Origin of the sequence: Paractinoplanes brasiliensis, assembly GCF_004362215.1 — a bacterium.
In the GTDB taxonomy this organism is placed as follows: domain Bacteria; phylum Actinomycetota; class Actinomycetes; order Mycobacteriales; family Micromonosporaceae; genus Actinoplanes; species Actinoplanes brasiliensis.
The window spans coordinates 706,158-728,728 of sequence record NZ_SNWR01000002.1; the positions used below are offsets into that span (position 1 = coordinate 706,158).

General features: G+C 71.7%; 19 protein-coding genes and 2 pseudogenes. 11 read left to right on the forward strand and 10 right to left on the reverse strand.

What is annotated here, in order from left to right; all coding sequences use genetic code 11:
• Positions 1–925: 925 nt before the first annotated feature.
• Positions 926–1,126, forward strand: a pseudogene (locus C8E87_RS47025) (IS256 family transposase); the annotation flags it as partial.
• A 521-nt stretch (positions 1,127–1,647) separates the two neighbouring features.
• Positions 1,648–2,568 (forward strand): S66 peptidase family protein, encoded by a 921-nt coding sequence (locus C8E87_RS35255; protein WP_133877737.1) that lies wholly within the window; start codon positions 1,648–1,650, stop codon positions 2,566–2,568.
• 5 nt (positions 2,569–2,573) lie between these two features.
• Here C8E87_RS35255 and C8E87_RS35260 read toward each other — a convergent pair whose 3' ends face one another.
• On the reverse strand, positions 2,574–2,942 hold the full coding sequence (locus tag C8E87_RS35260; RefSeq protein ID WP_133877738.1) for a VOC family protein: 369 nt from the start codon (positions 2,940–2,942) through the stop codon (positions 2,574–2,576).
• Between the two features lie 89 nt (positions 2,943–3,031).
• On the opposite strand from C8E87_RS35260, the gene C8E87_RS35265 reads away from it, so the two are divergent.
• The 5 genes from C8E87_RS35265 (at position 3,032) to C8E87_RS35285 (ending at position 10,312) form a co-directional block, all read left to right on the forward strand.
• Positions 3,032–4,903, forward strand: coding sequence for a hybrid sensor histidine kinase/response regulator (locus C8E87_RS35265; RefSeq protein ID WP_239080443.1), 1,872 nt, complete (start codon positions 3,032–3,034; stop codon positions 4,901–4,903).
• A 724-nt stretch (positions 4,904–5,627) separates the two neighbouring features.
• Complete coding sequence (gene lhgD, locus C8E87_RS35270) at positions 5,628–6,827, forward strand: L-2-hydroxyglutarate dehydrogenase (RefSeq protein ID WP_133877739.1); 1,200 nt, start codon at positions 5,628–5,630, stop codon at positions 6,825–6,827.
• Positions 6,828–7,219: 392 nt separating this feature from the next.
• Complete coding sequence (locus C8E87_RS35275) at positions 7,220–8,047, forward strand: SAM-dependent methyltransferase (protein WP_133877740.1); 828 nt, start codon at positions 7,220–7,222, stop codon at positions 8,045–8,047.
• Positions 8,044–9,909, forward strand: a complete 1,866-nt coding sequence (locus C8E87_RS35280) for a putative bifunctional diguanylate cyclase/phosphodiesterase (RefSeq protein ID WP_133877741.1) — start codon at positions 8,044–8,046, stop codon at positions 9,907–9,909. The genes C8E87_RS35275 and C8E87_RS35280 overlap by 4 nt, the downstream gene beginning before the upstream one ends.
• Positions 9,910–9,949: 40 nt before the next feature.
• The gene (locus tag C8E87_RS35285) at positions 9,950–10,312 is read left to right on the forward strand and encodes a CU044_2847 family protein (protein WP_133877742.1); all 363 of its coding nucleotides are present in this window, start codon (positions 9,950–9,952) and stop codon (positions 10,310–10,312) included.
• A gap of 7 nt (positions 10,313–10,319) precedes the next feature.
• Here C8E87_RS35285 and C8E87_RS35290 read toward each other — a convergent pair whose 3' ends face one another.
• On the reverse strand, positions 10,320–11,231 hold the full coding sequence (locus tag C8E87_RS35290) for an AbfB domain-containing protein (RefSeq protein WP_133877743.1): 912 nt from the start codon (positions 11,229–11,231) through the stop codon (positions 10,320–10,322).
• Positions 11,232–11,433: 202 nt separating this feature from the next.
• Here C8E87_RS35290 and C8E87_RS35295 point away from each other — a divergent pair, with 202 nt between their 5' ends.
• Both C8E87_RS35295 and C8E87_RS35300 read left to right on the forward strand, forming a co-directional pair.
• Positions 11,434–12,486: a hypothetical protein gene (locus C8E87_RS35295; RefSeq protein ID WP_133877744.1), complete on the forward strand. Its 1,053-nt coding sequence runs from the start codon at positions 11,434–11,436 to the stop codon at positions 12,484–12,486.
• A gap of 9 nt (positions 12,487–12,495) precedes the next feature.
• A complete protein-coding gene (locus tag C8E87_RS35300; RefSeq protein WP_166661383.1) occupies positions 12,496–13,179 on the forward strand; it encodes a hypothetical protein in 684 nt (227 codons plus the stop codon).
• A 65-nt stretch (positions 13,180–13,244) separates the two neighbouring features.
• On the opposite strand, the gene C8E87_RS35305 is transcribed toward C8E87_RS35300, so the two are convergent.
• Positions 13,245–14,396 (reverse strand): alpha/beta fold hydrolase, encoded by a 1,152-nt coding sequence (locus tag C8E87_RS35305; protein ID WP_133877746.1) that lies wholly within the window; start codon positions 14,394–14,396, stop codon positions 13,245–13,247.
• A gap of 215 nt (positions 14,397–14,611) precedes the next feature.
• Between C8E87_RS35305 and C8E87_RS35315 the strand changes: the two genes are divergently transcribed.
• Positions 14,612–15,820 carry an NAD(P)-binding domain-containing protein gene (locus C8E87_RS35315; RefSeq protein ID WP_239080442.1) on the forward strand — a complete coding sequence of 403 codons (1,209 nt, stop codon included), beginning with the start codon at positions 14,612–14,614 and terminating at the stop codon, positions 15,818–15,820.
• Here the strand turns inward: C8E87_RS35315 and C8E87_RS35320 are convergent.
• Positions 15,804–17,081: pseudogene (locus C8E87_RS35320) on the reverse strand (aldehyde dehydrogenase family protein); the annotation flags it as partial. The gene C8E87_RS35315 and the pseudogene C8E87_RS35320 sit on opposite strands and share 17 nt — an antisense overlap.
• Positions 17,082–17,133: 52 nt before the next feature.
• On the opposite strand from C8E87_RS35320, the gene C8E87_RS35325 reads away from it, so the two are divergent.
• Positions 17,134–17,865 carry an SDR family NAD(P)-dependent oxidoreductase gene (locus C8E87_RS35325; protein ID WP_133877748.1) on the forward strand — a complete coding sequence of 244 codons (732 nt, stop codon included), beginning with the start codon at positions 17,134–17,136 and terminating at the stop codon, positions 17,863–17,865.
• Here C8E87_RS35325 and C8E87_RS35330 read toward each other — a convergent pair.
• Genes C8E87_RS35330 through C8E87_RS35355 form a run of 6 tightly spaced genes read right to left on the reverse strand, consistent with a single transcriptional unit; the run spans position 17,850 to position 22,569 of the window.
• Positions 17,850–18,608, reverse strand: a complete 759-nt coding sequence (locus C8E87_RS35330) for a carboxymuconolactone decarboxylase family protein (RefSeq protein WP_133877749.1) — start codon at positions 18,606–18,608, stop codon at positions 17,850–17,852. The two genes, C8E87_RS35325 and C8E87_RS35330, sit on opposite strands and share 16 nt — an antisense overlap.
• Complete coding sequence (locus C8E87_RS35335; RefSeq protein WP_133877750.1) at positions 18,605–19,453, reverse strand: NAD(P)-dependent oxidoreductase; 849 nt, start codon at positions 19,451–19,453, stop codon at positions 18,605–18,607. The genes C8E87_RS35330 and C8E87_RS35335 overlap by 4 nt, the downstream gene beginning before the upstream one ends.
• Positions 19,450–19,806, reverse strand: a complete 357-nt coding sequence (locus C8E87_RS35340) for a cupin domain-containing protein (protein ID WP_133877751.1) — start codon at positions 19,804–19,806, stop codon at positions 19,450–19,452. The genes C8E87_RS35335 and C8E87_RS35340 overlap by 4 nt, the downstream gene beginning before the upstream one ends.
• Positions 19,803–20,696 carry an NAD(P)-dependent oxidoreductase gene (locus C8E87_RS35345; protein ID WP_133877752.1) on the reverse strand — a complete coding sequence of 298 codons (894 nt, stop codon included), beginning with the start codon at positions 20,694–20,696 and terminating at the stop codon, positions 19,803–19,805. Before C8E87_RS35345 ends, C8E87_RS35340 begins: the two co-directional genes overlap by 4 nt.
• The gene (locus tag C8E87_RS35350; protein WP_166661384.1) at positions 20,696–21,640 is read right to left on the reverse strand and encodes an N-acyl homoserine lactonase family protein; all 945 of its coding nucleotides are present in this window, start codon (positions 21,638–21,640) and stop codon (positions 20,696–20,698) included. The genes C8E87_RS35345 and C8E87_RS35350 overlap by 1 nt, the downstream gene beginning before the upstream one ends.
• A complete protein-coding gene (locus tag C8E87_RS35355; protein WP_133877753.1) occupies positions 21,637–22,569 on the reverse strand; it encodes a DUF6282 family protein in 933 nt (310 codons plus the stop codon). Before C8E87_RS35355 ends, C8E87_RS35350 begins: the two co-directional genes overlap by 4 nt.
• Positions 22,570–22,571 lie beyond the last annotated feature (2 nt).

The window sequence follows — 22,571 nt, forward strand, 5'->3', positions numbered from 1 at the left end:
GACGAGCCCATCGGGGCTTCGCCCACTCGCCTCGGCCGCGCGCCTGTTCTGCGAAGCCCCGGGCCGCTCGCGCTTCCGGTCCATACGGCGCAGGGATCGCCCCCGCGTGGCACTCGCCCCGGCCCACCCCAGGTCTGGCACGGCCCTGCTCCCAGTTCAGTCACGGCCTACCCCGGGGGTCTGGCACGGTGCCACTCCTGGGGTCTGGCACGGTCTCACGCCGGGTCTGGGGCGGTGCCACTCCGGGGGTCTGGCACGGTCTCACGCCGGGTCTGGGGCGGTGCCACTCCGGGGGTCTGGCACGGTCTCACGCCGGGTCTGGGGCGGTGCCACTCCGGGGGTCTGGCACGGTCTCACGCCGGGTCTGGGGCGGTGCCACTCCTGGGGTCTGGCACGGTCTCACGCCGGGTCTGGGGCGGTGCCACTCCGGGGTCTGGCACGGTCTCACGCCGGGTCTGGGGCGGTGCCACTCCTGGGGTCTGGCACGGTCTCACGCCGGGTCTGGGGCGGTGCCACTCCGGGGGTCTGGCACGGTCTCACGCCGGGTCTGGGGCGGTGCCACTCCGGGGGTCTGGCACGGTCTCACGCCGGGTCTGGGGCGGTGCCACTCCGGGGTCTGCAGCCGGGTCTGGGGGTGCCACCGGGGTCTGGCACGTCTCACGCCGGGTCTGGGACGGTGCCACTCCGGGGGTCTGGCACGGCCCCACCCCGGGTCTGCGACGGACCCACCCCCAGGTCTGGCACGGTGCCACCCCAGGTCTGACGCCGCGACGCGAGGTGACAGCCATGGCTACATTTAGCAGGAATGTGGATGCATCCTGCATTGCGAACGTCTACGAACGGTGTTTCTGGCCCGATTCGAGCTGCCGGAGGGGTCGGACTTCCCGGACGTCGGATTTGGTCCGGCGGTTTGGGCCTGTGAGTAATGACCACAGAGATCGTGCATTCTCCGAGGAAGAACGCCCGCCGAGTCCGTCAGCTGTCGCGTGAGCAGGCCGCGGTGGCCGCGATGGTGGCCGAGGCCAGCAACGGGGCCTGGAGCTGACCGGCCCGGACGGGGTTGTTGAAGCTGTCCACCAAGAATGTTCTCAGGGCGGCGCTGGGCGAGGAGTGGACCGAACACCTCGCAGCGCAGGTCAGCGTGATGATCCTGCATCCCAAGGGTTGCGGCGTTCCTGCAGACCCGGTGGACGGCAGACGACTGATGTGGGTTCAGCGCGGGGGAGGACCGTCGGTTGTGACGGGGGAGTGCGGCCGGTTATGGCGGGCAGGTGAGAGTGGTCTGCTGTGGCGGGTGGGCAAGAGGCGGTCGGCTCTGGCGGACGGGCGGTTGTGACGGACGGGCGAGAAAGCGGTCGCTGTGGTGGGCGGTCGGCTCTGGCGGACGGGCGGTTGTGACGGACGGGCGAGAAAGCGGTCGCTGTGGTCGGCGGTCGGCTGTGGTGGACGGGGCGAGAGGGCGGTCCGCTGTGGCGTGCGGACTGCGTGTTGCGAGGCGCTGACCACGGATGTGGATCTGCGTGGTGGAGGCGACCGAAGGGGCGGGGACACCGCGCGGTAGCGGCCGGCCGCGGGGTTGAGCGTGCCCATTTTTCGGTGGCCTGTTCGGTGGGCTGCGGGTGGTGGGTTGCTGGGTAGGCTCCGGGGGTGGTGAGAGCGGAGCGTCTGCAGGTCGGGGACCTGGTTGCGCTGGTCTCGCCGTCGGGGGCCAGTGACGGTGGGCGGGTGGCGGCGACGGTGGCGGCTCTCGAAGGATGGGGACTGAGGGTTCGGCTGGGGGAGCACGCGGCCGGGCGGCACCTCTTCTTCGCCGGCACCGATGAGCAGCGGCTGGCCGACCTCAACGGGGCGCTGCGGGACCCCGAGGTGCGGGGCGTGTTCTGCCTGCGTGGGGGCTACGGCATGCAGCGGATCGTCGATCGGGTGGATTTCGGGGCCGTGCGGGACGACCCCAAGGTCGTGATCGGGTTCTCCGACGTCACGGCGCTGCATCTGGCGCTCTGGCGGGAGGCGGGGCTGGTGACTGTGCACGGGCCGACCGCGGGGCAGTTCGAGCGGGGGGCCGCGTCGGTCACCGTACGGGCGGCCCGGCGAGCCGTCATGCAGGCCGAGCCTGTCACCGTGCCGGCCGACGCGGAGGAGCTGACCTACGGCGTACGGGTGGAAGGGGTTGCCGAAGGGACGTTGCTCGGCGGCAACCTCGTCATGCTCGCGACCACCGTCGGCACGCGGCACGCGCTCGCGACGGAGGGCGCGATCCTGCTGCTGGAGGACGTGGACGAGGAGCCGTACCGGATCGACCGCATGCTGGTGCACCTGCGCCGGGCCGGTTGGTTCGACGGGGTGCGGGGGATCGCGCTGGGGCAGTTCACCAACTGCGTCGACCGGAACCCCCACTATCCACCGGTGGTGGACGTCCTGCGGGAACAGCTGGCCGGTCTGGGCGTACCGGTGCTGGGTGGTCTTCCGATCGGGCACGGTGACGAACAGGTGGCTGTCGGCCTCGGCGTCCACGCGCGGCTGGACGCCGCGACCGGCACGCTGAAGGTCGGCCCGGCGGTGCGCTGACACGGCTATTTCTCGGCCCAGACGCCCAGCTCGTTGCCGCTGGGGTCGGCGAAGTGGAACCGGCGCCCGCCGGGAAAGCTGTAAGGCCCCTCGACGACCCGGCCGCCGGCGGCGCGAACGGCCTCGACGGAGGCGTCGAGGTCGGTGGAGTAGAGCAGGACCAGCGGGCCGCCCACCCCGACCGGCTCGCCATGGCGCAGGCCGCCGGCCTCACCGTCGCCGTCAGGGCCGCGAATGCCGGCGTACGCGGGCCCGTAGTCGTTGAATTGCCACCCGAACGCCTCGGCGTAGAACCGTTTGGCCTCGGCGAGGTCGCCGACCGTGATCTCGACGTAGTTGATCGTGTGGTGCTGGTGTGTCGTCTGCTCGGTCATGGCGGGGAGTCTGCCCCGGGGGTACGACAATTTCGCGGGACGGCAGGTCACGGGCTCAGTTGCCCCGGACGGCCGCCGATAGGACGATCGTGCCGGAACAGCTCTTCATCCTGGGCAACCTGGTGATCGTGGTCGCGTACGCGTCCATCATGACGGCGGTCCTGACGCCGGTGATCCGGGCCGGGCAGCTGCGGGGCAACAAGCTTGCCGTGGCCACCGCCGTGGTCTTCTTCAGCGGTGCGGTGAGCCATGGGCTGCACGCCCTCATGGCCGTCCGGGTGACGCCGGCGGGCGAGTATCCGCAGCCCGGCTGGGCGTGGCCCGTGGCCGTGTGGGACCTGCTCACCGCGCTGGTCGGCGTCCTCTACTTCGTGACCCTGCGTCGCGGTCACAGGGCGCTCGGGTCGATCTTCAGATCCCCCGGCGAGCAGCGGGGGCACGAGGAGGCGCGCGAACGGGCCGCCCACGACGCCGCCGAGAAGCGCCGCGCGACCCTGGCCGCCGTGGTCGAACACACCGACGACGCGATCATCGGGGTGAACCTGGACGGCCGGGTGACCGCCTGGAACCGTGGCGCCGAGCGGCTGTTCGGCTACAACGCGAGCGCTGCGACAGGCCGGCCGATGTCCATCTTCTCGGGCGGGTCCGGCGCGGCGGACCAGATGGCAATGATTGCCCGCGTACGCGACGGCGAGCGCACCGTGCATTACGAGACCCGCCGCGTGCACCGCAACGGCTCGCCGCTCGAGCTGTCGATCAGCATGGCCCCGATCCGGGACGCCACCGGCGCCGTCACCGGTGTCTCGGTGACCGCTCGCGAGATCAGCGCCCTCAAGGCGGCAGCCGACCAGCGCCACGCCGAGGAGGAGCGGGCGCACCAGGCCCAGCGCATGGAGAGCCTCGGCAAACTGGCCGGCGGGCTCGCCCACGACTTCAACAACATCCTCGGCATCATCGTCAACTACACCGAGTTCGCGATCGACGAGACCGAGGACAAGCCCGCCGTACGGGAGGACCTGCAGCACGTACGGGCGGCAGCCGACCGGGCGCAGGCGCTGACCCGGCAGCTGCTCACGTTCACCCGCGGCGCCGGCGGCCAGCCCGTCGACGTCGACCTGAACGCGGCCCTGCAGGAGGCCCACGCCCGCCTGCAACCGCTGGTCGGCGAGCACATCACGATCGTCGCCCGTCCCGCGCCGGTGCCGCTCACCGTGCGCGCCGACCCCGCCCAGCTGCAGAACATCCTCGAACAGCTCAGCACCAACGCCCGCGACGCCATGCCCGACGGCGGCACCCTGGTGCTCGAGACCAACACGGCCGGCGACCACGCCCGCCTGCTGGTCTCCGACACCGGCACGGGCATGACGGCCGAGGTGGCGGAGCGCGTGTTCGAGCCGTTCTTCACCACCAGGCCGGGCAAGGGCGCGGGCATGGGCCTGGCCGCCGTGTACGGCATGGTCACCGAGGCCGGCGGGTCGATCGCCGTCTACTCCGAACCCGGCATCGGCACCACGTTCCGGGTCCACCTGCCCCTGGTGGCCGCGTCCGCGCCGCCTGTCCTGCCGACGTTGCCCCCGTCCGGCGACGGGCGTACGGTCCTGGTCGTCGAGCACGAGCCCGCCCTGGCCCGCGCGGCGACGCGCATCCTGACGGTGGCCGGCTACCAGGTTCTCACCGCCGCGACGGGACCCGAGGCCCTGGTGGTGGCCGACGACCGTACGGTGGACGCCTTGATCACCGACGTCGTGATGCCCGACATGACCGGCCCGCGCCTGGCCGAACTGCTGCACGAACGCGCCCCCGACCTGCCGGTGATCTTCATGTCCGGCTACAGCAGGGGCCTGCTCGACGCCGCGGGCCTGCTCGACGCGTCCGCGCCGTTCGTGGAGAAGCCGTTCACCGCCCACACCCTGCTCCACACCGTCCACGAGGCACTGCACCGCGCGCCTTCGGCCGTCTAGAAACCTTGGGGTTGAGGTAAGGACGCTCGTGGATCGTCGCGACGCACAGAAGAACGCCGTACGTGAATGTCCCGTCCGGACAGAGTCGGCCGGCTCGGTGTGGACGCCGCTGGCGTCGGCGGCCGGGTTGCCGCGCTCATCCCTCGTCGACGTCGCGCCGGCACCGGCCCGGGAGCGGCACGCGAGCGGTCATGTTGCGGCTGTCCCGGTGAACGGCCTGATCCGGCGCATAGCCCGCCTGCCGTATAGCTCGCCTGCCGTATAGCTCGCCTGCCGTGTAGCTCGCCTGCCGTATAGCTTGCCCTCCGCATAGCCCGCCCTCCCAGGGGGCCACCGCCACCTTCCATTCTCCCCGAATTCATCGATCTTGACGGGGTGCCCTGTGGACAACCCGGCGTTGTGGATAACGCGTGGTGATCTCCGGGAATGGCTTAGGTTCGGGTTCGCAGCCGGAAGGAAACGGAGGTGTCGATATGCCGGAACGGGCTTCCCTGCTGGGAGCCCGGCGGGGCGCCTGGCTGTGTGGCGTGCGGGCTGGGAGGTCGTCGCAGGGGTCGAGTCGCGGCCCGGATGGCGGGGATGCGGGGGTGATCCTTGCCTCGGCGTAGGCGAGCCTGCGCCTGGGCCTTCCTGCCGCCGCCGCCGTCGTCGGTGGGGTGCCCATCGGCGGCTCCACCTGGGCCAGCCTTGGTGGCGGCGCCTCGCGTGCGGTTGAGGGGGATGAGTGTCGGACAGTGTGATCGGCGTTGTGGGCGCGGGGATCGTCGGGCTGGCCGTCGCCCGGGAGGTTGGCAGGCGACGGCCGGGGGCGAGGGTGGTGGTGTTCGAGAAGGAAGATCGGGTCGGGGCGCATCAGACCGGCCACAACTCCGGGGTCGTGCATGCGGGCATCTACTACCAGCCGGGCAGTTTGAAAGCGCGATTGTGCACGCGGGGAAGGGCGATGCTGCGGGAGTACTGCCAGGAGCGGGCCATCCCGTACGAGGAATGCGGGAAGTTGGTTGTCGCCGTGGAAGCGGCGGAGATCCCCAGGCTGGAGGCGCTGGCCGAGCGGGCGGGGAGCAATTCCGTGCCCGGGTTGCGGCGGATCGGGGCCGGGGAGATCCGGGACATCGAGCCGTACGCCGCCGGGGTCGCTGCGCTTTACTCGCCGCGGACTGCGATCACCGACTATCCGGCGATCGCGCGGGCTTTCGCCGAGGACGTGGTCGCGGCGGGCGGGGAGATCCGGCTCGGGCAGGCTGTCGACGCCATCGAGCCCGGCCGGGGTGGGGTCATGGCCGCCGGCACCCGGGTCGATCGGTTGATCATCTGTGCCGGGTTGCAGGGGGACAGGCTGGCCGAGCGGGCCGGGGATCGGAAAGGGCCGCGGATCGTGCCGTTCCGGGGGGAGTACATGAAGGTCCTGCCGGGCAAGACGCACCTGGTGCGCGGGATGATTTATCCCGTTCCGGATCCGCGGTATCCGTTTCTCGGTGTGCACTTCACGCGGCGGGTGAACGGGGATGTGGAGGTCGGGCCGAACGCGGTTCTTGCTGGGGCTCGTGAGGGGTATCGGCTGAGCGACGTGTCGCTGCCGGAACTCAGGTTGATCGCGGGGTGGCCGGGGACGTGGCGGATGGCGGCGCGGCACTGGCGGACGGGGCTCGGGGAACTGCACGGGTCGGTGTCGAAGCGGGCCTACATGCGTAGAGCCCAGCGTTATGTGCCGTCGATCGGGGTGGGTGACGTGGTCCGGGCGGGGGCCGGGGTGCGGGCGCAGGCTCTTGACCGTGACGGGAGCCTGGTCGATGACTTTCGCATCCATCGGCTCGGGGCGGTGACGGCAGTGCGGAATGCGCCCTCGCCAGCGGCGACGTCAAGCATGGCCATCGCCGAGCACATCGCCGACGTGGTTCTCGGCGGTGCGACTCCAGATTCGTAGGGAGCCGAGGGAGCGGAAACCGGCCGCGTGGGCCAGGGCCAGGTCGTCGCCGAGTTCGTAACCGACGAGTGGGTGGACGTCCGCGGCTGTGGCGTTCGGGCGGAGCGTGATCGCCTCCGGGGTGGAACTGCGGCGTCGGGTTGGCGCTGCGCCGAGCGCGCGGGCTGAAGGACCAGCCGATCCTGTGCGCGCGGCAGACCGAGGAGACCCAGTCCGCGTTGTTGTGCACGGCCGCGTCGAGCTCGGCGGCGGGGGACACGTCCGCAGTCTGGAACGGTTCCGAGGCGTCCGGCTGGTTTCGGTGGACGAACGCGCATCTCGAAGATCGACTTGGGGCGATCTCTCCACTATGGGCAGTAGGCTGTGCCGCGGGGTCGGAGTCTGGGGAGAAGATGACCGAATCGTACGGATGGGTGCCCGAGGGTGTGGACATCACGGTGCCGGACGCGTCGCGGGTCTACGACTATGCGCTGGGCGGGGTGCACAACTTCGCCGTGGATCGGGAGTTCTGGCATCGGGCCGAGAAACTGTTCCCCGACGCACGGCTGGTAGCGCGGGCGAACCGGGCGTTTCTGGGGCGGGCGGTACGCCGGCTTGCGGCGGACGGTGTCCGGCAGTTCCTCGACATCGGGTCGGGCATCCCCACGCTGGGCAACGTGCACGAGGTCGCGCAGGAGGCCGACCCCGAGGCGCGGGTGATGTACGTCGACATCGACCCGATCGCCGTGCAGCAGAGCCGCAGCTTGCTCGCGGGCAACCCGTACGCCCGGGTCATCGAGGGTGACCTGCGTAAACCCGACGGCATCCTGTATCACCCGCAGGTGCTCGACCTGTTCGACTTCTCCGAGCCGGTCGCCGTCCTCACCGTCGCGGTGCTGCACTTCGTGCCCGACGAGGCCGATCCCGCGGGCCTGCTGCGCCGGCTGGGCGAGCCGCTCGTCTCCGGCAGCTACCTGGTGATCTCGCACCTGGGGCCGGACGCGACGCCCGAGGGCCGCGAGGCGCAGGAGCGGGCGCGGGCGCTGTACGAGAAGACGCCGACCCCGGTCGTGATCCGCACCCGTGAGCAGGTGGCCGCGCTCATCGGCGACGACTTCGAGCTGGTCGAGCCGGGTGTGGTCACCGCGTCCGAGTGGCAGGCCGACCCGGACGAGGCCGGTGACCCGCCGCAGGCGACCGCCCTGGTCGCGCTCGCGCGGAAACGAGACGCCCGGTCATGACGCTGGGCGAGCTCACCGACGAATGGTTGCGGGGCGTCGCCGCCGCGGGTTTCGTTCCCGGTGTCCGCGCCCGGGCCCGTGCCGCCCTGCGTGATCTGCTCGAGGAGTTCGTGGCTGCCGTCCGGGCCGAGCCGTTCGACCCGTCGCCGGGGGCGAGGATCGGCGCCGAGCTGGTCGACCTGCGTATGTCGGCGCCTCCGGTGCTCGGCACAACCGTCCACCTGCTCGCCGCACATCTGCCCGCCATCCTCAGCGCCGACGCCCACATCCGAGCCGGCGGCCGTGGCCACGACGGCGGTCAGGTCCACGATGTCGGCCAGGTCCAAGCCGGCGGCCGTGGCTACGACGGTAGCGGGGTCCAGGATGTCGGCCAGGCTCAGGGCGGCGGCCGTGGCCACGACGGCAGCGAGGTTCAAGATGCCGGCCAGGCCCAGGGCAGCGGCCATGTCCAACACGCCGGCGACGACCAGGGCCGGGCCGGCGATCGTGCGAACGTGGACGAAGAGACCCGTACGCGGGTGCTGGCCCTGCTCGATCGTCTGGTCACCGGCTTCGTGGCGGCCCAGCGCGACGCCGCCGTGCGCGCCGCCGAAGAGATGAACCGTTCCGAGAAGATTCACTGGAGGAACGTGCAGGTCGACCTCCAACGCCGCCTGCAGCAGGCCGTCCTGCACCGCCCCGACACCGGTTTGCCCAACGAGCAGCACCTGCGCAAGACCTTGGCCGAGTTCGCCGGCGACCGGCGGCTCGGCCTTCTGCTGATCAGCCTCGACCGCTACGAGGAGCTGACCGACACCCTGGGGCACGCCCGCGGCGCCCGTCTGCTGGCCGCGGTGGCGCGCCGGCTGCGGCCGCTGGGGGTGCTGGCCCACCTGGCCGACGACCAGTTCGCCGTGCTGGCGCCCGACACCACCGGCCCCGACGACCTGATCAAGGTGGCCGACCAGGCCGCCCGCCTGCTGGCCGGCCCGTTCCCGATCGAGGGCCACAACCTGCACGTGACCGCCTGCATCGGCCTGGTCGAGCGGCCGGTCGCGGGCAGCGACCCCGGCAGCTGGCTGCACGACGCCCGGCTGGCAATGCGGTGGGCGCGGCACGGCCGCCGCGGCCCCGAGCTGTTCGACCCCGCGCGGGCCGAGGAGGAACGCCGCCGGCAGCGTTGGGCCGCCGAGATGCCGGCCGCGCTCGAACGTGGCGAGTTCACCCTGCGCTACCAGCCCCTGGTGCGCCTGGCCGATGCCGAGGTGATCGGGGTCGAGGCCCTGGCCCGCTGGGACCGGACCGGCGCGCCCGGCCCGCTGCAGTTCATCCAGGTCGCCGAGCGCACCGGGCTGATCCACCGGCTGGGCCGGGCCCTGCTCGAGCAGGCCTGCCGGCAGGGCGCGGCGTGGGGCGGCGACCTGCTGATCAGCGTCAACCTGTCCCCGGTGCAGCTGGGCGACCCCGGGCTGGTCGCCGCGGTGGCCGACATCCTGCACCGTACGGGCCTGCCCGCCGCCCGCCTCCAGCTGGAGATCACCGAGACCGGGGAGGCGCTGCCGTACCGGTCGGTGTTGTCCGCGCTGGGTGGTCTCGGGGTGCGGCTGGCCCTCGACGACTTCGGCACCGGATATTCGAGCCTGGCCGTCCTCACCGGGCTGCCGTTCACCGAGGCCAAGCTGGCGGCCGAGTTCCTGACCGGCGCTTCGCACGGCGCGGTGCTGCGCCACGTCGTCGACGCCTGCCACTCGATGGGCATGACCGTCACCGCCGAGGGCGTCGAGACCGCCGAGCAGCTGGCCACCCTGCGTGATCTGGGCTGCGACCACGGTCAGGGCTATCACCTGGGTCGCCCGGCGGTGGCCGGGCCGTACGGCCGATAGGGTCGGGCTGTGCGGGCCCGAGACACCCTGGAGGACAGCCGTGCCGAGTGAGCTCATGCAGGTGCAGGCCGAGGACGGCAGCGTCGTGCTGATGGAGATCGACGCGCCCGACGCCGGGTTCGGTGAGGTGGCGTTCGACGGCCGGGTCTTCAAGTCACGCGAGACGTTGGAGGAGGCCCTGCACGGGGTGCGCAGCATCGCCCTCAAGGCCCTCGACACGTTCCGCCAGGGTGAGGGCGGCCCCGACCAGGTGGAGCTGGAGTTCGGCGTGAAGTTCAAGGCGGAGGCCGAGGCCGCGGTGTTCGCGCGCACCGCCGCCGAGGGGCATTTGGTCGTACGGATGTCGTGGTCGGGCGGGGGCCGGCCGGTGGGCCGGCCCTACCTGGAGGACGATCCGCGCTGACCGGGGCTCACAGCGGCTCGCGGACCAGATACGCCGTGGCCTGCGCGTCGTCGACCCGCAGGAGGCGCACGCTGCCACCGCCGGCCTGTACGAAGTAGCCCGGGTAGTTGATCGACTCCAGGATGAGGGCCCGGCCGCCGCGCGCCTGGCGGGTGCAGAAGGTCGCGTCCCTCTGATACAGCTGCGAGCTGTCCCACCGGTCGAGGCGGAGCACGAAGTCGCGGTGCCGCAGGAAGAACCCGGAGTGGTTCGCCGCTTCCAGCGAGAAGCAGCCGGCCGAGGCCAAGCCGCGCCGGACGATGAACTGAGCGTCACTCCGGGCGTCCCGTGAGCTGCCGGCGTCGATGTTGTCGACCTGCGCCACGAAGTTGCGGTGGCGCAGCCGGAAGCCGGGGGAGTCGGCCAGGGCGAGCCCGACCGTCTCGTCGACGATCAGCCGGGCCGCGGGTGGGGCGGTGGTGGCCGGGGGCGGGGTCGTGGCCGGCGGGCGGCTCGTGGGCCGCGTCGCGTTCGCCGCCGCGTCGGTCGGCCGGGCGCCGGTGGGCGCACGGGTGACGGAGCCGGCCGCGGTGCTGCTCGCCGACGGCTCGGGCAGGATCTCGATGGCCGCCGACGGCGTGTACGGCGGCAGCACCACCCGCTGCGCCAGGGAGGAGTCGTCGTCACCGTCGCCGAGGGTCAGCGCCGTCAGGCCCACGACCGCGATCAGTGCGCCCGTGGCCACCGCGGCGATCGCCCGGCGGCCCAGGCCGCCGCCGGAGTGCCGGCGGATCGGACCGTTCCACAGCGCCGCGGAGAAGGCGGCCGCGGCGCCGCGCCGGCGGGGTGGGACAGGGGGACGGAGAGGACCTTTGGTGTCGCGATACGGCGGGACCCAGCCACCGATCCGTAACCCCTCGGGCTTATCCTCGTCGGGCATGTGAAATCCGATCCGCGAGCCGCCGGCTAAGACATTCTTAAGCTGTCGGAAAGGCATTCTTACGGCGAAAGCCGCCAATGGCAAGGGTTCGGGCTCTTCGACGAGAAGCCGATGAGAATCGAACTCTCCTCAGGTCCGGCCCGTACCACCGGGTGACGGCGCCCGGGTCCGCGGGCTGCCGCGGCCGCACCGAGGAGGCGCGATGGACGGCTCCGCCCGCCCTCCGCAGACTGACGACGTCGAACTGCCCCCGACGGGGGAGTACACACTGCTTCCCGAGTACGACTCCGGGACGTACGCGGGTCCGGCCGAGCCCGCCGCGATCTCGCTGCCGCGGATCTCGGACTACTGGCCGGACCAGGACGACCGGCCGCGGGCCGCCCCGGAACAGCCGCGCCGCCGCTTCCCCCTGCGCCTGGTCGCGATGACGGCCACGGCCCTTGCCGTCCTCGGTGTCAGCGGCGTGGTGGTGACCCGCCTGGTCAGCGACGACAGCCCGGTCCCGCCCCCGGCCGCCGCGCCCGACCCCGAGATCATCGTCGGCGCCGCGCCCAGCGCGCCGGTCTCGATCGAGCCGGCCCCGCCCGCGGCCTCCACCTCACCCTCCACGCCGGCCTCCACACCCGCCTCGTCGCCGGCCGTGACCACCCCGCCCCCGCCCGCCGGGCCGGCGTTCGAGGCCGGCACGTTCGTGCTCGCCTCCGGCCTCACCGAGATCAACGTGTCGCTGGGCCGGCCGCCCCGCAACGGCATCGCCAAGGTGAGCTCGCCCGACAGCAGCGGCGTGGTGCCCGACGCGAAACTCGACGGCACCGAGCTGACGCTCACCGCCGAGCGCAAGAGCGACGAGGGCACCGGCGACGTCACCGTGGTGCTCGACGAGCGGATCACGTGGACGATCCGGATGGACGGCGGCGTCCGGAATGGGAACTTCGACCTGGCGGCCGGCTCGGTGCGGGACCTCTTCTTCGACGGCGGCGCCAACCGGCTCGAGCTCACGCTGCCCCGCCAGGAACGGGAGATCGAGATCCGGATGACCGGCGGTGTCCGGGAGTGGCGGATCGGCACCGAGGGCGAGTTCGAGGTGAAGGTGCGGGTGCGCAAGGGCGCCGGCGAGATCTCGCTCAACGGCGACCGCGACGAGGGCGTCGACCGGGGCGAGGTGGTGCGTTCGCGCGGCAGCGACGAGAAGTCGGGCGGCCTCACCATCGAGGCGGTCGGCGGCATCGGTTCGCTGAAGGTGTCGCCCCTGTGACAGGGAGGCATGCTGCGGGGAGGGCCGGCCGGCGTCATGGATGACCCGTTCGTCACCGTCGTCGGCGTGTTCTGCGTTGCCGGGCTGCTGCTCGCGGTGCTCATCGGCGTTGTCGCCGTGCGGCAGCGGCGCCGGCGCGAGCGGCAGCTGCAGGAGTGGGCGGCAGCGAACGGCTGGCAGCTGATCACCCGGCCCGCCGTGGACTGGGCGCGGCACCTGCCCGGGCGCAACCCCCACGGCGTACGGGTGATGCTGGCCGGTCAGGTGCACGGGCGGCCGGTCATGGTGGGTGAGTACGAGGTCACCGACGCCCAGATCTCCACGGACGCGGACGGCAACCCGACCACCACTTCGAACACCCACCTGTACGTGGTGACCGTGGCCGCCTTGCAGCGCGTGCAACCCTCGGTCACCGTCTCGGCGCGGGGACGCCTTTCCCGGGCCAAGGCCGGGCTGCTCGGGCCGGGCGACACCGCCGGCGGCGACCCGCGGTTCGACAAGGCGTTCCGCATCCGCGGTGCTCCCGGCCCATGGTGCACGCCGTCGTTGATGACGGCCCACCTGTCCGGGCACGTCCCGGTGCCGTGGACGATGTCGGGCCGGCAGCTGATCACCTGGACCGAGGGAGCGCTGCGGCCGCCCGTCCCGCTCGACCCGATCCTGCGCCTGGCGCACCTGCTGGACAACCCGTGAAACCCTCGACCTCTACTTGAGGTTCAGGTTGAGGTTGACCTTGAGGGTTCCGGCGTTTCCGCAGTTCAGGGGTGGTCGAAGCGCTGGTTGATCCAGGCCGCCACCCGGCCGGTCGAGTCGACGACCGCGCTGTCGTGATCGCGGCCGGGCAGCGTGTCGTAGCGGACCGGGGCGCCCTTGAGCTGTCCGACCAGGATGTCCGTGAGGGCCGCCGGCACGATCGCGTCGTCGGCGCCCTGCACGATGAAGGCAGGCGCGGTCAGCGGCGTCTGCGCCGGGTCGACGTAGTCAGCCAGCTTGTCCACCCAGGCCTCGGGCAGCCTGTCCCCCTTGAGCAGCTTCAGCGGCGGGGCGTAGGTCGCGAGGACCTCGTTGAGGCAGCCCTGGCGGAGCGCGTCGCCCTGGCCGAGCGCCGCACCGGTCAGCACGGTCTCCGGCTTGAACGACGGCTCGACGGCGTTGAGCCCGTAGAGGGCCATGGCCATGAAGCCCTGCCCCTCGGTGCCCGGGATCGCCTCGGCCAGCACCCGGGTCTGGCTCGTCGGCGCGATGCTCACCGTGCCACGCAGCTGCAGGCCGCCGTCGTACCCTCCGGCCAGCTGGTTGGCGAACAGCGCGCCCTGCCCGCCCTGCGAGTGGCCGTCCACGACGTACTCCCGGGACAGGTCGTCGTCGAGGTTGCGGGCGGCCCGGACGCTGTCGATGATCGAGCGGCCCTCGCTGTCGCCGATCAGGTAGGGGTGCGGTCCCGGGGTGCCGAGCCCCGGGTAGTCGGGTGCGGCCACCGTCCAGCCGCGCTCCAGCAGCGACGAGACGGCGACCCGGGCCTCCGGCCAGAACACGTCGTCGTTGGCCGAAGGCGCGCACCTGTCGGCGATGCCGGTCGTGCCGTGGGCCCACACGACGGTCTTGTTCTTCTTGTTCCTCAGCGGCGTGAGCACCAGGCCCGAGGCGAAGGTGGCGTTGCCCCGTACGTCGGTGGTCGCGTACTTGATCTGCTTGGCCCGGGCCAGCGAGCGCAGTCCCTCGGGCAGCGCGCGGGGAGCCGAACTGATGATCGAACCCGGCGCGGGCATCGGGGCGGGCTGCGGGGTCCACCGGAAGACGTGGGCCGGTCCGAACCGGTCGGACGCGGGATCGGCCATGGCCGGCGACGCGGCGGCACTGAGGGCGGTGCTGCCGGCGAGCGTGGCGGCGAGCAGGCGAGTGATGAACACGCCCTAGATTTATACCGAATAAACCGGATAAAACGTGCGGCTCTCCGGCCCCTTCCGGGTGACGACCAGCATGGATGATGCATCGACGGGGCGAGCCGGTCGCAGGCCTACCGGAGGTACGGCACCGGCTTCATTGACGCGCTGCCGTATATATCGGAAATGTTCAGGAAGGGCCGGCCGGAAATGCGGCCGCACCGGGAAGTGTTCTGCTGGGCGTGGCAGAGAGATCGGCGTCGGTGGTGGTGATCGGTGGGGGCCAGTCCGGCCTGTCCGCCGCGTATCACCTGTTGCGGCGGGGATTCACCAGCGCCCTGGAGAGCAGAGCGCGGGAGAGCGGCGGCCTGGAGAGCAACGGCCTCGGCAGTGGGGGCGCCGGAAGTGGCGGCCGCGGAAGCGGTGGCTCGAGGAGCGGCCCAGGGAACGGCGGCTTCGCGCGCGGAAGCGATGCCGCGGGGAGCGGGTCCGGGGGCGGGGAGCGGACGTTCGTTGTGCTGGATGCCGGGACCGGGGCCGGTGGGGCGTGGCGGCACCGGTGGGAGTCGCTGCGGATGGGCACCGTGAACGGGATCTTCGACCTGCCCGGCCTGGCCCAGCCGGAGCCCGACCCCGCCGAGCCCAGCCGTACGGCGGTGCCCCGCTACTTCGAGGCGTTCGAGCGCAGGTTCGACCCGCCGATCCTGCGGCCGGTCACCGTCACCGCCGTGCACGACAAGGGGGCCGACGGGCTGCTGGTCGAGTCGAGCGCCGGCCGCTGGACCACCGGGGCGATCATCAACGCGACCGGCACCTGGACCAACCCGGTGCTCCCGTACTACCCGGGGCGGGAGACGTTCGCCGGGGTGCAGCTGCACACCCGCGACTACGTGTCGGCCGAGCGGTTCGCGGGCAAGCGGGTCGCGGTGGTCGGCGGGGGCATCTCGGCCTTCCAGCACCTGGAGGAGATCTCCCGAGTGGCGACCACGTTCTGGTACACGCGCCGGGTCCCGGTCTTCCGCACCGACGGGTTCGAGCCGGAGGCGGCCGGGCGCGACGTCATCGCCCGGGTGACCGCGGACGTCGAGGCGGGCCGTCCGACCGGCAGCGTCGTCTCGTACACGGGACTGCTGCGGACTGCGTTCGCCGCCGAGGCCGAGCGGAAGCGGCGGCCCATGTTCACGGCGATCGAGCCCTACGGCGTACGGGAATCGGACGGGTCCTTCACCTCGGTCGACGTGATCCTGTGGGCGACCGGGTTCAAGGCCGCCCTGGCGCACCTCGACCCGCTGGGGCTGCGCAACGCCGACGGCGGCATCCGGATGTCCGGCACCATGGCCGCCGCGGAGCCGCGGGTGCATCTGATCGGTTTCGGGCCCTCCCAGTCCACGGTCGGCGCGAACCGGGCGGGCCGGGACGCAGTGGCCGCGATCGTCAGAGCTGGACGCTGATGCTCTTCACGTGGGAGTAGTGGTTGAGCGCCTCGATGCCCTTCTCCCGCCCGTACCCGCTGGCCTTGTGCCCGCCGAACGGCATCTGCACCGACTGCGTCGACCACGAGTTGATGTAGACCTGACCGGCTTCGATCGCCCCGGCGACCCGGAACGCGCGCGACATGTCGGCCGTGAACACCCCGCCGACCAGCCCGTAGTCGCTGTCGTTGGCCAGCGCCACCGCTTCGGCCTCGGTGTCGAACGGGATCACCGCCAGCACCGGGCCGAAGATCTCCTCCCGGGCGATCGTCATGTCGTTGGTGACCCCGGTGTAAACCGTCGGGGGGACGTGCCGTCCCTCGCCCACGGCGCCGCCGATGACCGCCCGGGCGCCCTCGGCCTCGGCCACCGTCAGGTAGTGCCGTACGGTCTCGAACTGCTTCTCCGTGATCATCGGTCCGACCGTGACGGCGGAGGCGGCCGCGGCGACCAGCGCGACGAACTCGTCGTGGATGGGCCGTTCGACCAGCAGCCGGGTGCCCGACGAGCAGACCTGTCCGGCGTTGGTGGTGAACGCCCGTACGGCCTCGGACGCCGCGCGCGTCAGGTCGGCGTCGGCGAACACGATGGTGGCCGACTTGCCGCCCAGTTCGAGGGTGAGCGGCAGGATGCGTTCCGCGGCGATCCGCCCGATGCTCTGCCCGACCGGCACCGACCCGGTGAACGCCACCTTGCGGACCAGCGGGTGCTCGACGATCGCCGTGCCCACGGTCGCCCCGGGCCCGACGACAACGGTGAGCACACCCGGCGGCAGCCCCTCCTCGTCAGCGATCCGCGCCAGCTCCACGGTCGTGCCCGAGGTGACCTCGGCGGGTTTGACGACCACGACGTTGCCCGCGGCCAGGGCGGGGGCGACCGCGCGGGCGGCCTGGTTGAGCGGCAGATTCCACGGGGTGATGACCCCGACCACCCCGTACGGCTCCCGGACCGTGTACACGTGCAGGTCGGGCCGCACGTCGAGGACGTCGCCGGACGGCAGGTGCACCAGCGAGGCGTAGAACTCGAAGTACTCCGCGGCGCCGCGGATCTCTGCCTCGGCCAGCGCGGCCGGCTTGCCTGTCTCGGCGCACTCGAGCCGGGTCAGCTCCTCGAGTTCGGCGACCATCCGGCGGGCGATCGCCATCAGCGCCCGCCCCCGGTCGAAGGCGGCCAGCCGGCGCCAGCCCGGTGCGGCCGCCGCGGCGGTTCTGACAGCGAGGTCGACATCTTCCACAGCGGCCCTCCGTACGACTAGAGTGTATGACTGTCATACAATCATACGAAGGGGAGCCATGGAACTCAGCGCGGTAGTGACGGGAGCCGCCCGGGGGATCGGGCGTGAAGTGGTGGAGCAGTTGAGTGCGGCGGGCTACCGGGTTGTCGCGGTCGACCTCTCGCCCGAGGTGAACGACCTGGCCAAGGCCGGCGCGGTTGTCCCGCTGGTGGCCGACGTGACCGCTCCCGGGACGCCGGCGGCCGCGATCGGGCGCGCGATCGACGAGTTCGGCCGCCTCGACCTCCTGGTCAACAACGCGGCCCGCTTCCTGCGCCGCCCGGTGCTGGAAACCACCGACGACGACTTCGACGCCCTGTTCGCCACCAACGTGCGCCCGGCGTTCCGCTTCGCCCGCGCCGCCCTGCCCCACCTGGCCGAGACCCGCGGCAGCATCGTCAACACGGCCTCGATCTCGGGGCTGGTCGGCATCGCCAATCAGAGTGTGTACGCGATGACCAAGGGCGCCGTCGTGCAGCTCACCCGGCAGCTCGCCGTGGAGTGGGCCGGCCGCGGGGTGCGGGTCAACGCGGTCGCGCCCGGAGCTGTCGACACCGGGTTCATGGACGAGGCCCGTGCGGCCGACCCCGACCCGGCCGCCAGCCTGGCCGTGACCCTCGCGAACCACCCCATCGGGCGCATGTCGGCGCCCGGCGAGGTGGCCCGCGCGATCGTCTTCCTGGCCGCGCCGGAATCGGCCGGGATCACCGGCACGATCCTGAGCGTGGACGGCGGCTACGTCGCCCGCTGAGAGATCTCCTCGAGCAGGATCGGGGCGGCCGCGGTCACCCCGTGAATGCCGAGGACCGACGCGATCTCCATGACCTCCAGGATCTCGCGGGGCGTGGCGCCGTACCCGATCGCGTTCTCGATGTGCAGCTTGAGTCCCTTGACGTACAGGTGGGTGGCCGCGGTGTCGAACGCGATGTAGACGAACTCCTTGACCTTCGGCTCCAGCGTGCCCGTGCGCCACGGCACCGACGAGAACTCGGTGTACGCCTCGAACATGTCCGGGTCCAGCTCCAGCATCTCGTCCCAGAACGCGTGCCAGTACCCCCGGGTCTTGGTGAAGTCGGCCTTGAGCTGCTCCTGCCGTTCGTCCAGCGGCGCCGGCCCGTCCCGCAGGCCCTTCTCCTCGAGCACCTCGACCAGGATCGGCACGCCGATGTTCATGGCGTGGATGCCCAGGGTCGCCGACAGCTCCAGCACCTCCATGATCTCTTCGGGGGTCGCGCCGAGGGCCAGGGCGGCCCGGATGTGCTGGCGGACGCCCGGCAGGTACATGTGGGTGGCGTTCGCATCGATCGCAATGTAGATGAACTCCTTCACCTTGGGATCGAGCACACCCGAGCGCCACGGCACGGCCGAGAAGTTCAGGTACGCCCGCAGGAACTCGGGGTCGAGCCGCAGCACGCCTTCCCAGGTGTCGCTCCACGTCCCCCGTACGCGGATGAACTCGTTCTTGATCTCTTCCTGCCGGGCGGTCAGCGTCATCGCGGCAGCTCCTCTCGCAGCCAGTTGACGATCTCGGTGTGGTCGGCGGTGGCCGGCAGGACGGAGGCGGCCCGCTCCCAGAACGAGACGGCGGCCTCCCCGAGCGGATCCGGCGTGCCCACCTGCGCGGCCAGCCCGACCGCGATACGCATGTCCTTGAGCATCAGCCGCAGCCCGAAACCCGAATCGAACGTCCCGGGAAGCACGAAGCTGGGCCACTTGTTCTCGGTCGAGCCGCTGCGCCCGCTGGAGCCGTTGAAGATCTCCAGCATGGTGGCCGGGTCGAGCCCGAAACGCTCGCCGGCCAGCATCGCCTCGCTCGTCACCAGCAGGTGGGTTGCCGACATCAGGTTGTTCAGGGCCTTCACGGCGTGCCCGCTGCCCACGTCACCGGCCCGCGTGGTGGTGCCGAGGCAGGCCAGGATCGGTTCCACGAGCGCGAGATCGCCGGGCGCGCCCCCGGTCATGATCGTCAGTTTCCCCGTACGGGCCCTGGCGACCCCGCCCGACACCGGCGCGTCGACCAGCGTGATCCCGCGCCCGGCCAGCTCCTCGGCGAGGGCCCGGGTACGCAGCGGCTCCGACGAGCTCATGTCGACGACGGTCGTGCCCGGCCCCACCGTCATCGAGCGGACTGTCGCCTCGACGATGTCCGAGTCCGGCAGCATCAGGATGACCACGCCGGCGTCGCGCACGGCGTCGTCCAGGCTCTCCACCGACCACGCCACTGCCGCGCGGGCCTCGGCGGAGACGTCATAACCCCGTACGGGGAAACCGCCCTGGACCAACAGCGACGACATCGGACCGCCCATGTTGCCGAGGCCGACGAACCCGATCGTCGTCATGCGACCTCCTCGGCCCAGCGGGTGACGCCCAGCGAGATCGCCAGGTGGGTCATCACGGAGTCGGGGGCGGCGCCGTGCCAGTGCCGTTCCCCGGCGGGCACCCACACGATGTCACCGGCCCGGATGATCTGCGGCTCGCCGCCGTCCGAGCAGACCAGGCCGCGGCCGGTCACGACGTGCAGGATCTGCCCGCGCTCGTGCTCGTGCCAGAACGTGCGGGCGCCCGGCGCGAAGGTCACCGACGCGATCGTGGCGTCGTCGGTGGTGGGCAGCACCGGTTCGAACCACACCTGCCCGGTCACGGTGGTGCGCTGGTCGACCGGCCCGCGCTCGGACGTGCGGACGATCCTCATGAGTGCTCCTTGTCGGCAGGGGTGTGCAGCCGGACGCCGCCGGACAGGTCCCCGATCGCGTCGACCACGGTGTTGCTGATCTCGTCGGCGTAACCGAGCGCGCGAGCGGTTCCGAAGCTGGCCACGGGCCCGGCCGAGTTGAGGCTGGCCACCCCGAGCCGGGCCGCCAGCTCGACGTACAGGTTGACGTCCTTGAGCATCAACGTGTTGGTGAGCCCGCCCTTGAGGTAGTCCCCGTGGATGATCTTGGGGAAGCGGTTGAGGGTGGCGAAGTTGACGCCGGAACTCGCGTTGAGCACGGCCAGCAGAGTCTCCAGGTCGAGCCCGGCCTTCTTGCCCGCCACCATCACCTCGGCCGTGGCCGACAACGCGATCGCGTTGAGGAAGTTGTTGAGCAGCTTCACCGTGTGCCCGGCGCCGCTGGGCCCGCAGTGGAAGATGTGCGCCGAGAACAGGTCGAGCACCGGCCGCGCCCGATCGAGCACGTCGGCGTCGCCGCCCACCATCAGGGTCAGCGCGCCGTTCTCGGCCGCTGCCGCGCCGCCGGAGATGCCCGCGTCGAGATAGGCGGCGCCGCGGGCAGCGAGCAAACCGTGCAGCCGTACGGTCGAGTCAGGCGCGGCGGTGGACAGGTCGACCACGAGCAGGCCGGCCCGCGCGTGCGGGAGCAGTTCCTGCATCACGGCCTCGACGACGCGGCTGTCCGGCAGCGACAGCAGCACGATGTCACTGCCGTCGGCAACCGCACCCACCGACGCGGCGGGCTTGGCGCCGGCCGCGGCGACGTTCTCCGCGCGGACGTCGTAGCCGAGTACTTCGTGCCCGCCCCGCACGACGCAGGCGGCCATCCGCCCGCCCATGTTGCCCAGCCCCACAAAGCCGACCCTCATCAGAACTCCCCCCGCCCCGTCGCCCCACGCCCCACGGACGTCGCAGGCTTGGTGAGCGACGCGGGTCCTGTGGACGACACGGAGCTTGTGGACGACACGGAGCTTGTGGATGACGCGCGGCCTGTGGACGACACGGGGCCTGTGGATGACGCGCGGCCTGTGGAGGAGGAGTGGGCGAGGCCGATGGTGGCGGCCAAGCCGGCCAGCTCGCCGCCGACGGGGGTGAAACGGCCGAGCGTGTCCGGGTCGTGGCCCGCGACGATGTGGTCCGCTCTCAGCGCGCGGATCCGGTCGAAGCCGGCGTACATGTCTATGAGGTTGGCGACCTGGGTGAAGGGCATGTTGCGGTCCAGTTCCTCGTAGTAGTGCACGGCGTCCGAGGCGAGCAGCACCGTCCCGGCCGTCGTGGGCACGATGACGACGCTCTGACCCGGGGTGTGCCCGCCGAGCCGCATCACCCGCACGCCCGGCGCCACCTCGGTCTCGTCGTCGAAGATCTGCAAGCGGGCCCGGCGCAGGTAGTCGATCTCCGCGTCCTCGACCGAGTGGTGCACGAGGGTTCGCGACGCGTACGGGCCGGTCCAGAAGTCGTACTCGGCGGCCGCGATGATCACCGGCGAGCGGGGGAACAGGTCGAGGTTGCCGATGTGGTCGTAGTGCGCGTGGGTCACGACGACCGGCGGCCCGGCGTCCCGGTCGACACCGAGCGCGTCGAGCGCGTCCACGGGCCGGATCAGCGTGGTCCGCTTGCGGCCGGCCCCGCCCGCGGCCGAGAACCCGGTGTCCACCACGATCGTGTGCTCGGCGTTGCGGACCACCCAGAAGAAGTAGTCCATGCCGATCGGGCCGTCCGGCTCGCCGTACAGGTGGTGGTTGAGAAAGACGTCGCTGCGCACGGTCCGGCGGGTGCCGTACTTGACGATCGTCACCTGATAGCGGCTCACGGCGCCAGCAGCTGCCCGGCCGTCGTGCCGACCAGACGGCGGATGTCGTCCTCGCCGATGCCCGCGTCGAGCAGCCCGCGCACGGCCCGGCGGAACAGCGTCACCGGCAGCGGGTTGTTCTTCTGCCCCGAGTCCGACGACAGCACGGTCCGCTCGACGCCGACCTCCTTGATGAAGGTGAGCAGCTCGTCGAGGTCGCGCCGGCGTTCCTCGCGGCCGAAGTACATGACCACGCAGTGCTCGATGGTCACGCCCTTGCGGGCCCACGCGACTGCCTGCTCGATCGACGCGCCCACCACGAAGATCGGGTGGTTGACCACGATCCGGCTCACCCCGGCCTCGAGCGCGGCGCCGATCAGCGCGTCGGACTCCTCGACGCCGAGGTGCCCGCAGGTCAGCACGGCCTGCTCGGCGGCGATCACGTCGAGGATGTCGCGCACCTCGGGCAGCACGGCGCCGGTGTCGTCGAGGATCGTGATGATCTCGTTGGGCCGCAGGTCGACCTCGGGGGTCGGGAAGCCGGTGTCGTGGTGCTCGTGGTGCTTGACGTGGGCGGTGGAGGACAGCGTCGGGAACCACACCATCCGCCCGCCCATGCGCAGGGCCAGTTCCACCGCGTACGGGTTGAGGCCGCCCACGGTCCGGTTGAGCGCGACCCCGCCGTAGACCTCGGTCGTCACGTCGGCCAGCCCGGCCGAGCGCAGCGCCAGGATGTCGGTGACCATGCTGTGGTGGTGCGACTTGGCCACGATGGCCCGGTAGCCGTACGCCGCGGCGTCGCGGGCCGCGTCCAGGATGCTCATGCGCCGCGGGAACGGGCTGGGCCCGGGGTGCTGGTGCAGGTCGACCGCCCCCACCAGCAGGCTGTCGGCCTGCTCGTCGGGCTGCCGGTCTTCGTTCTCGGTGGTGAAGCCGTACTCGAATTCCATCG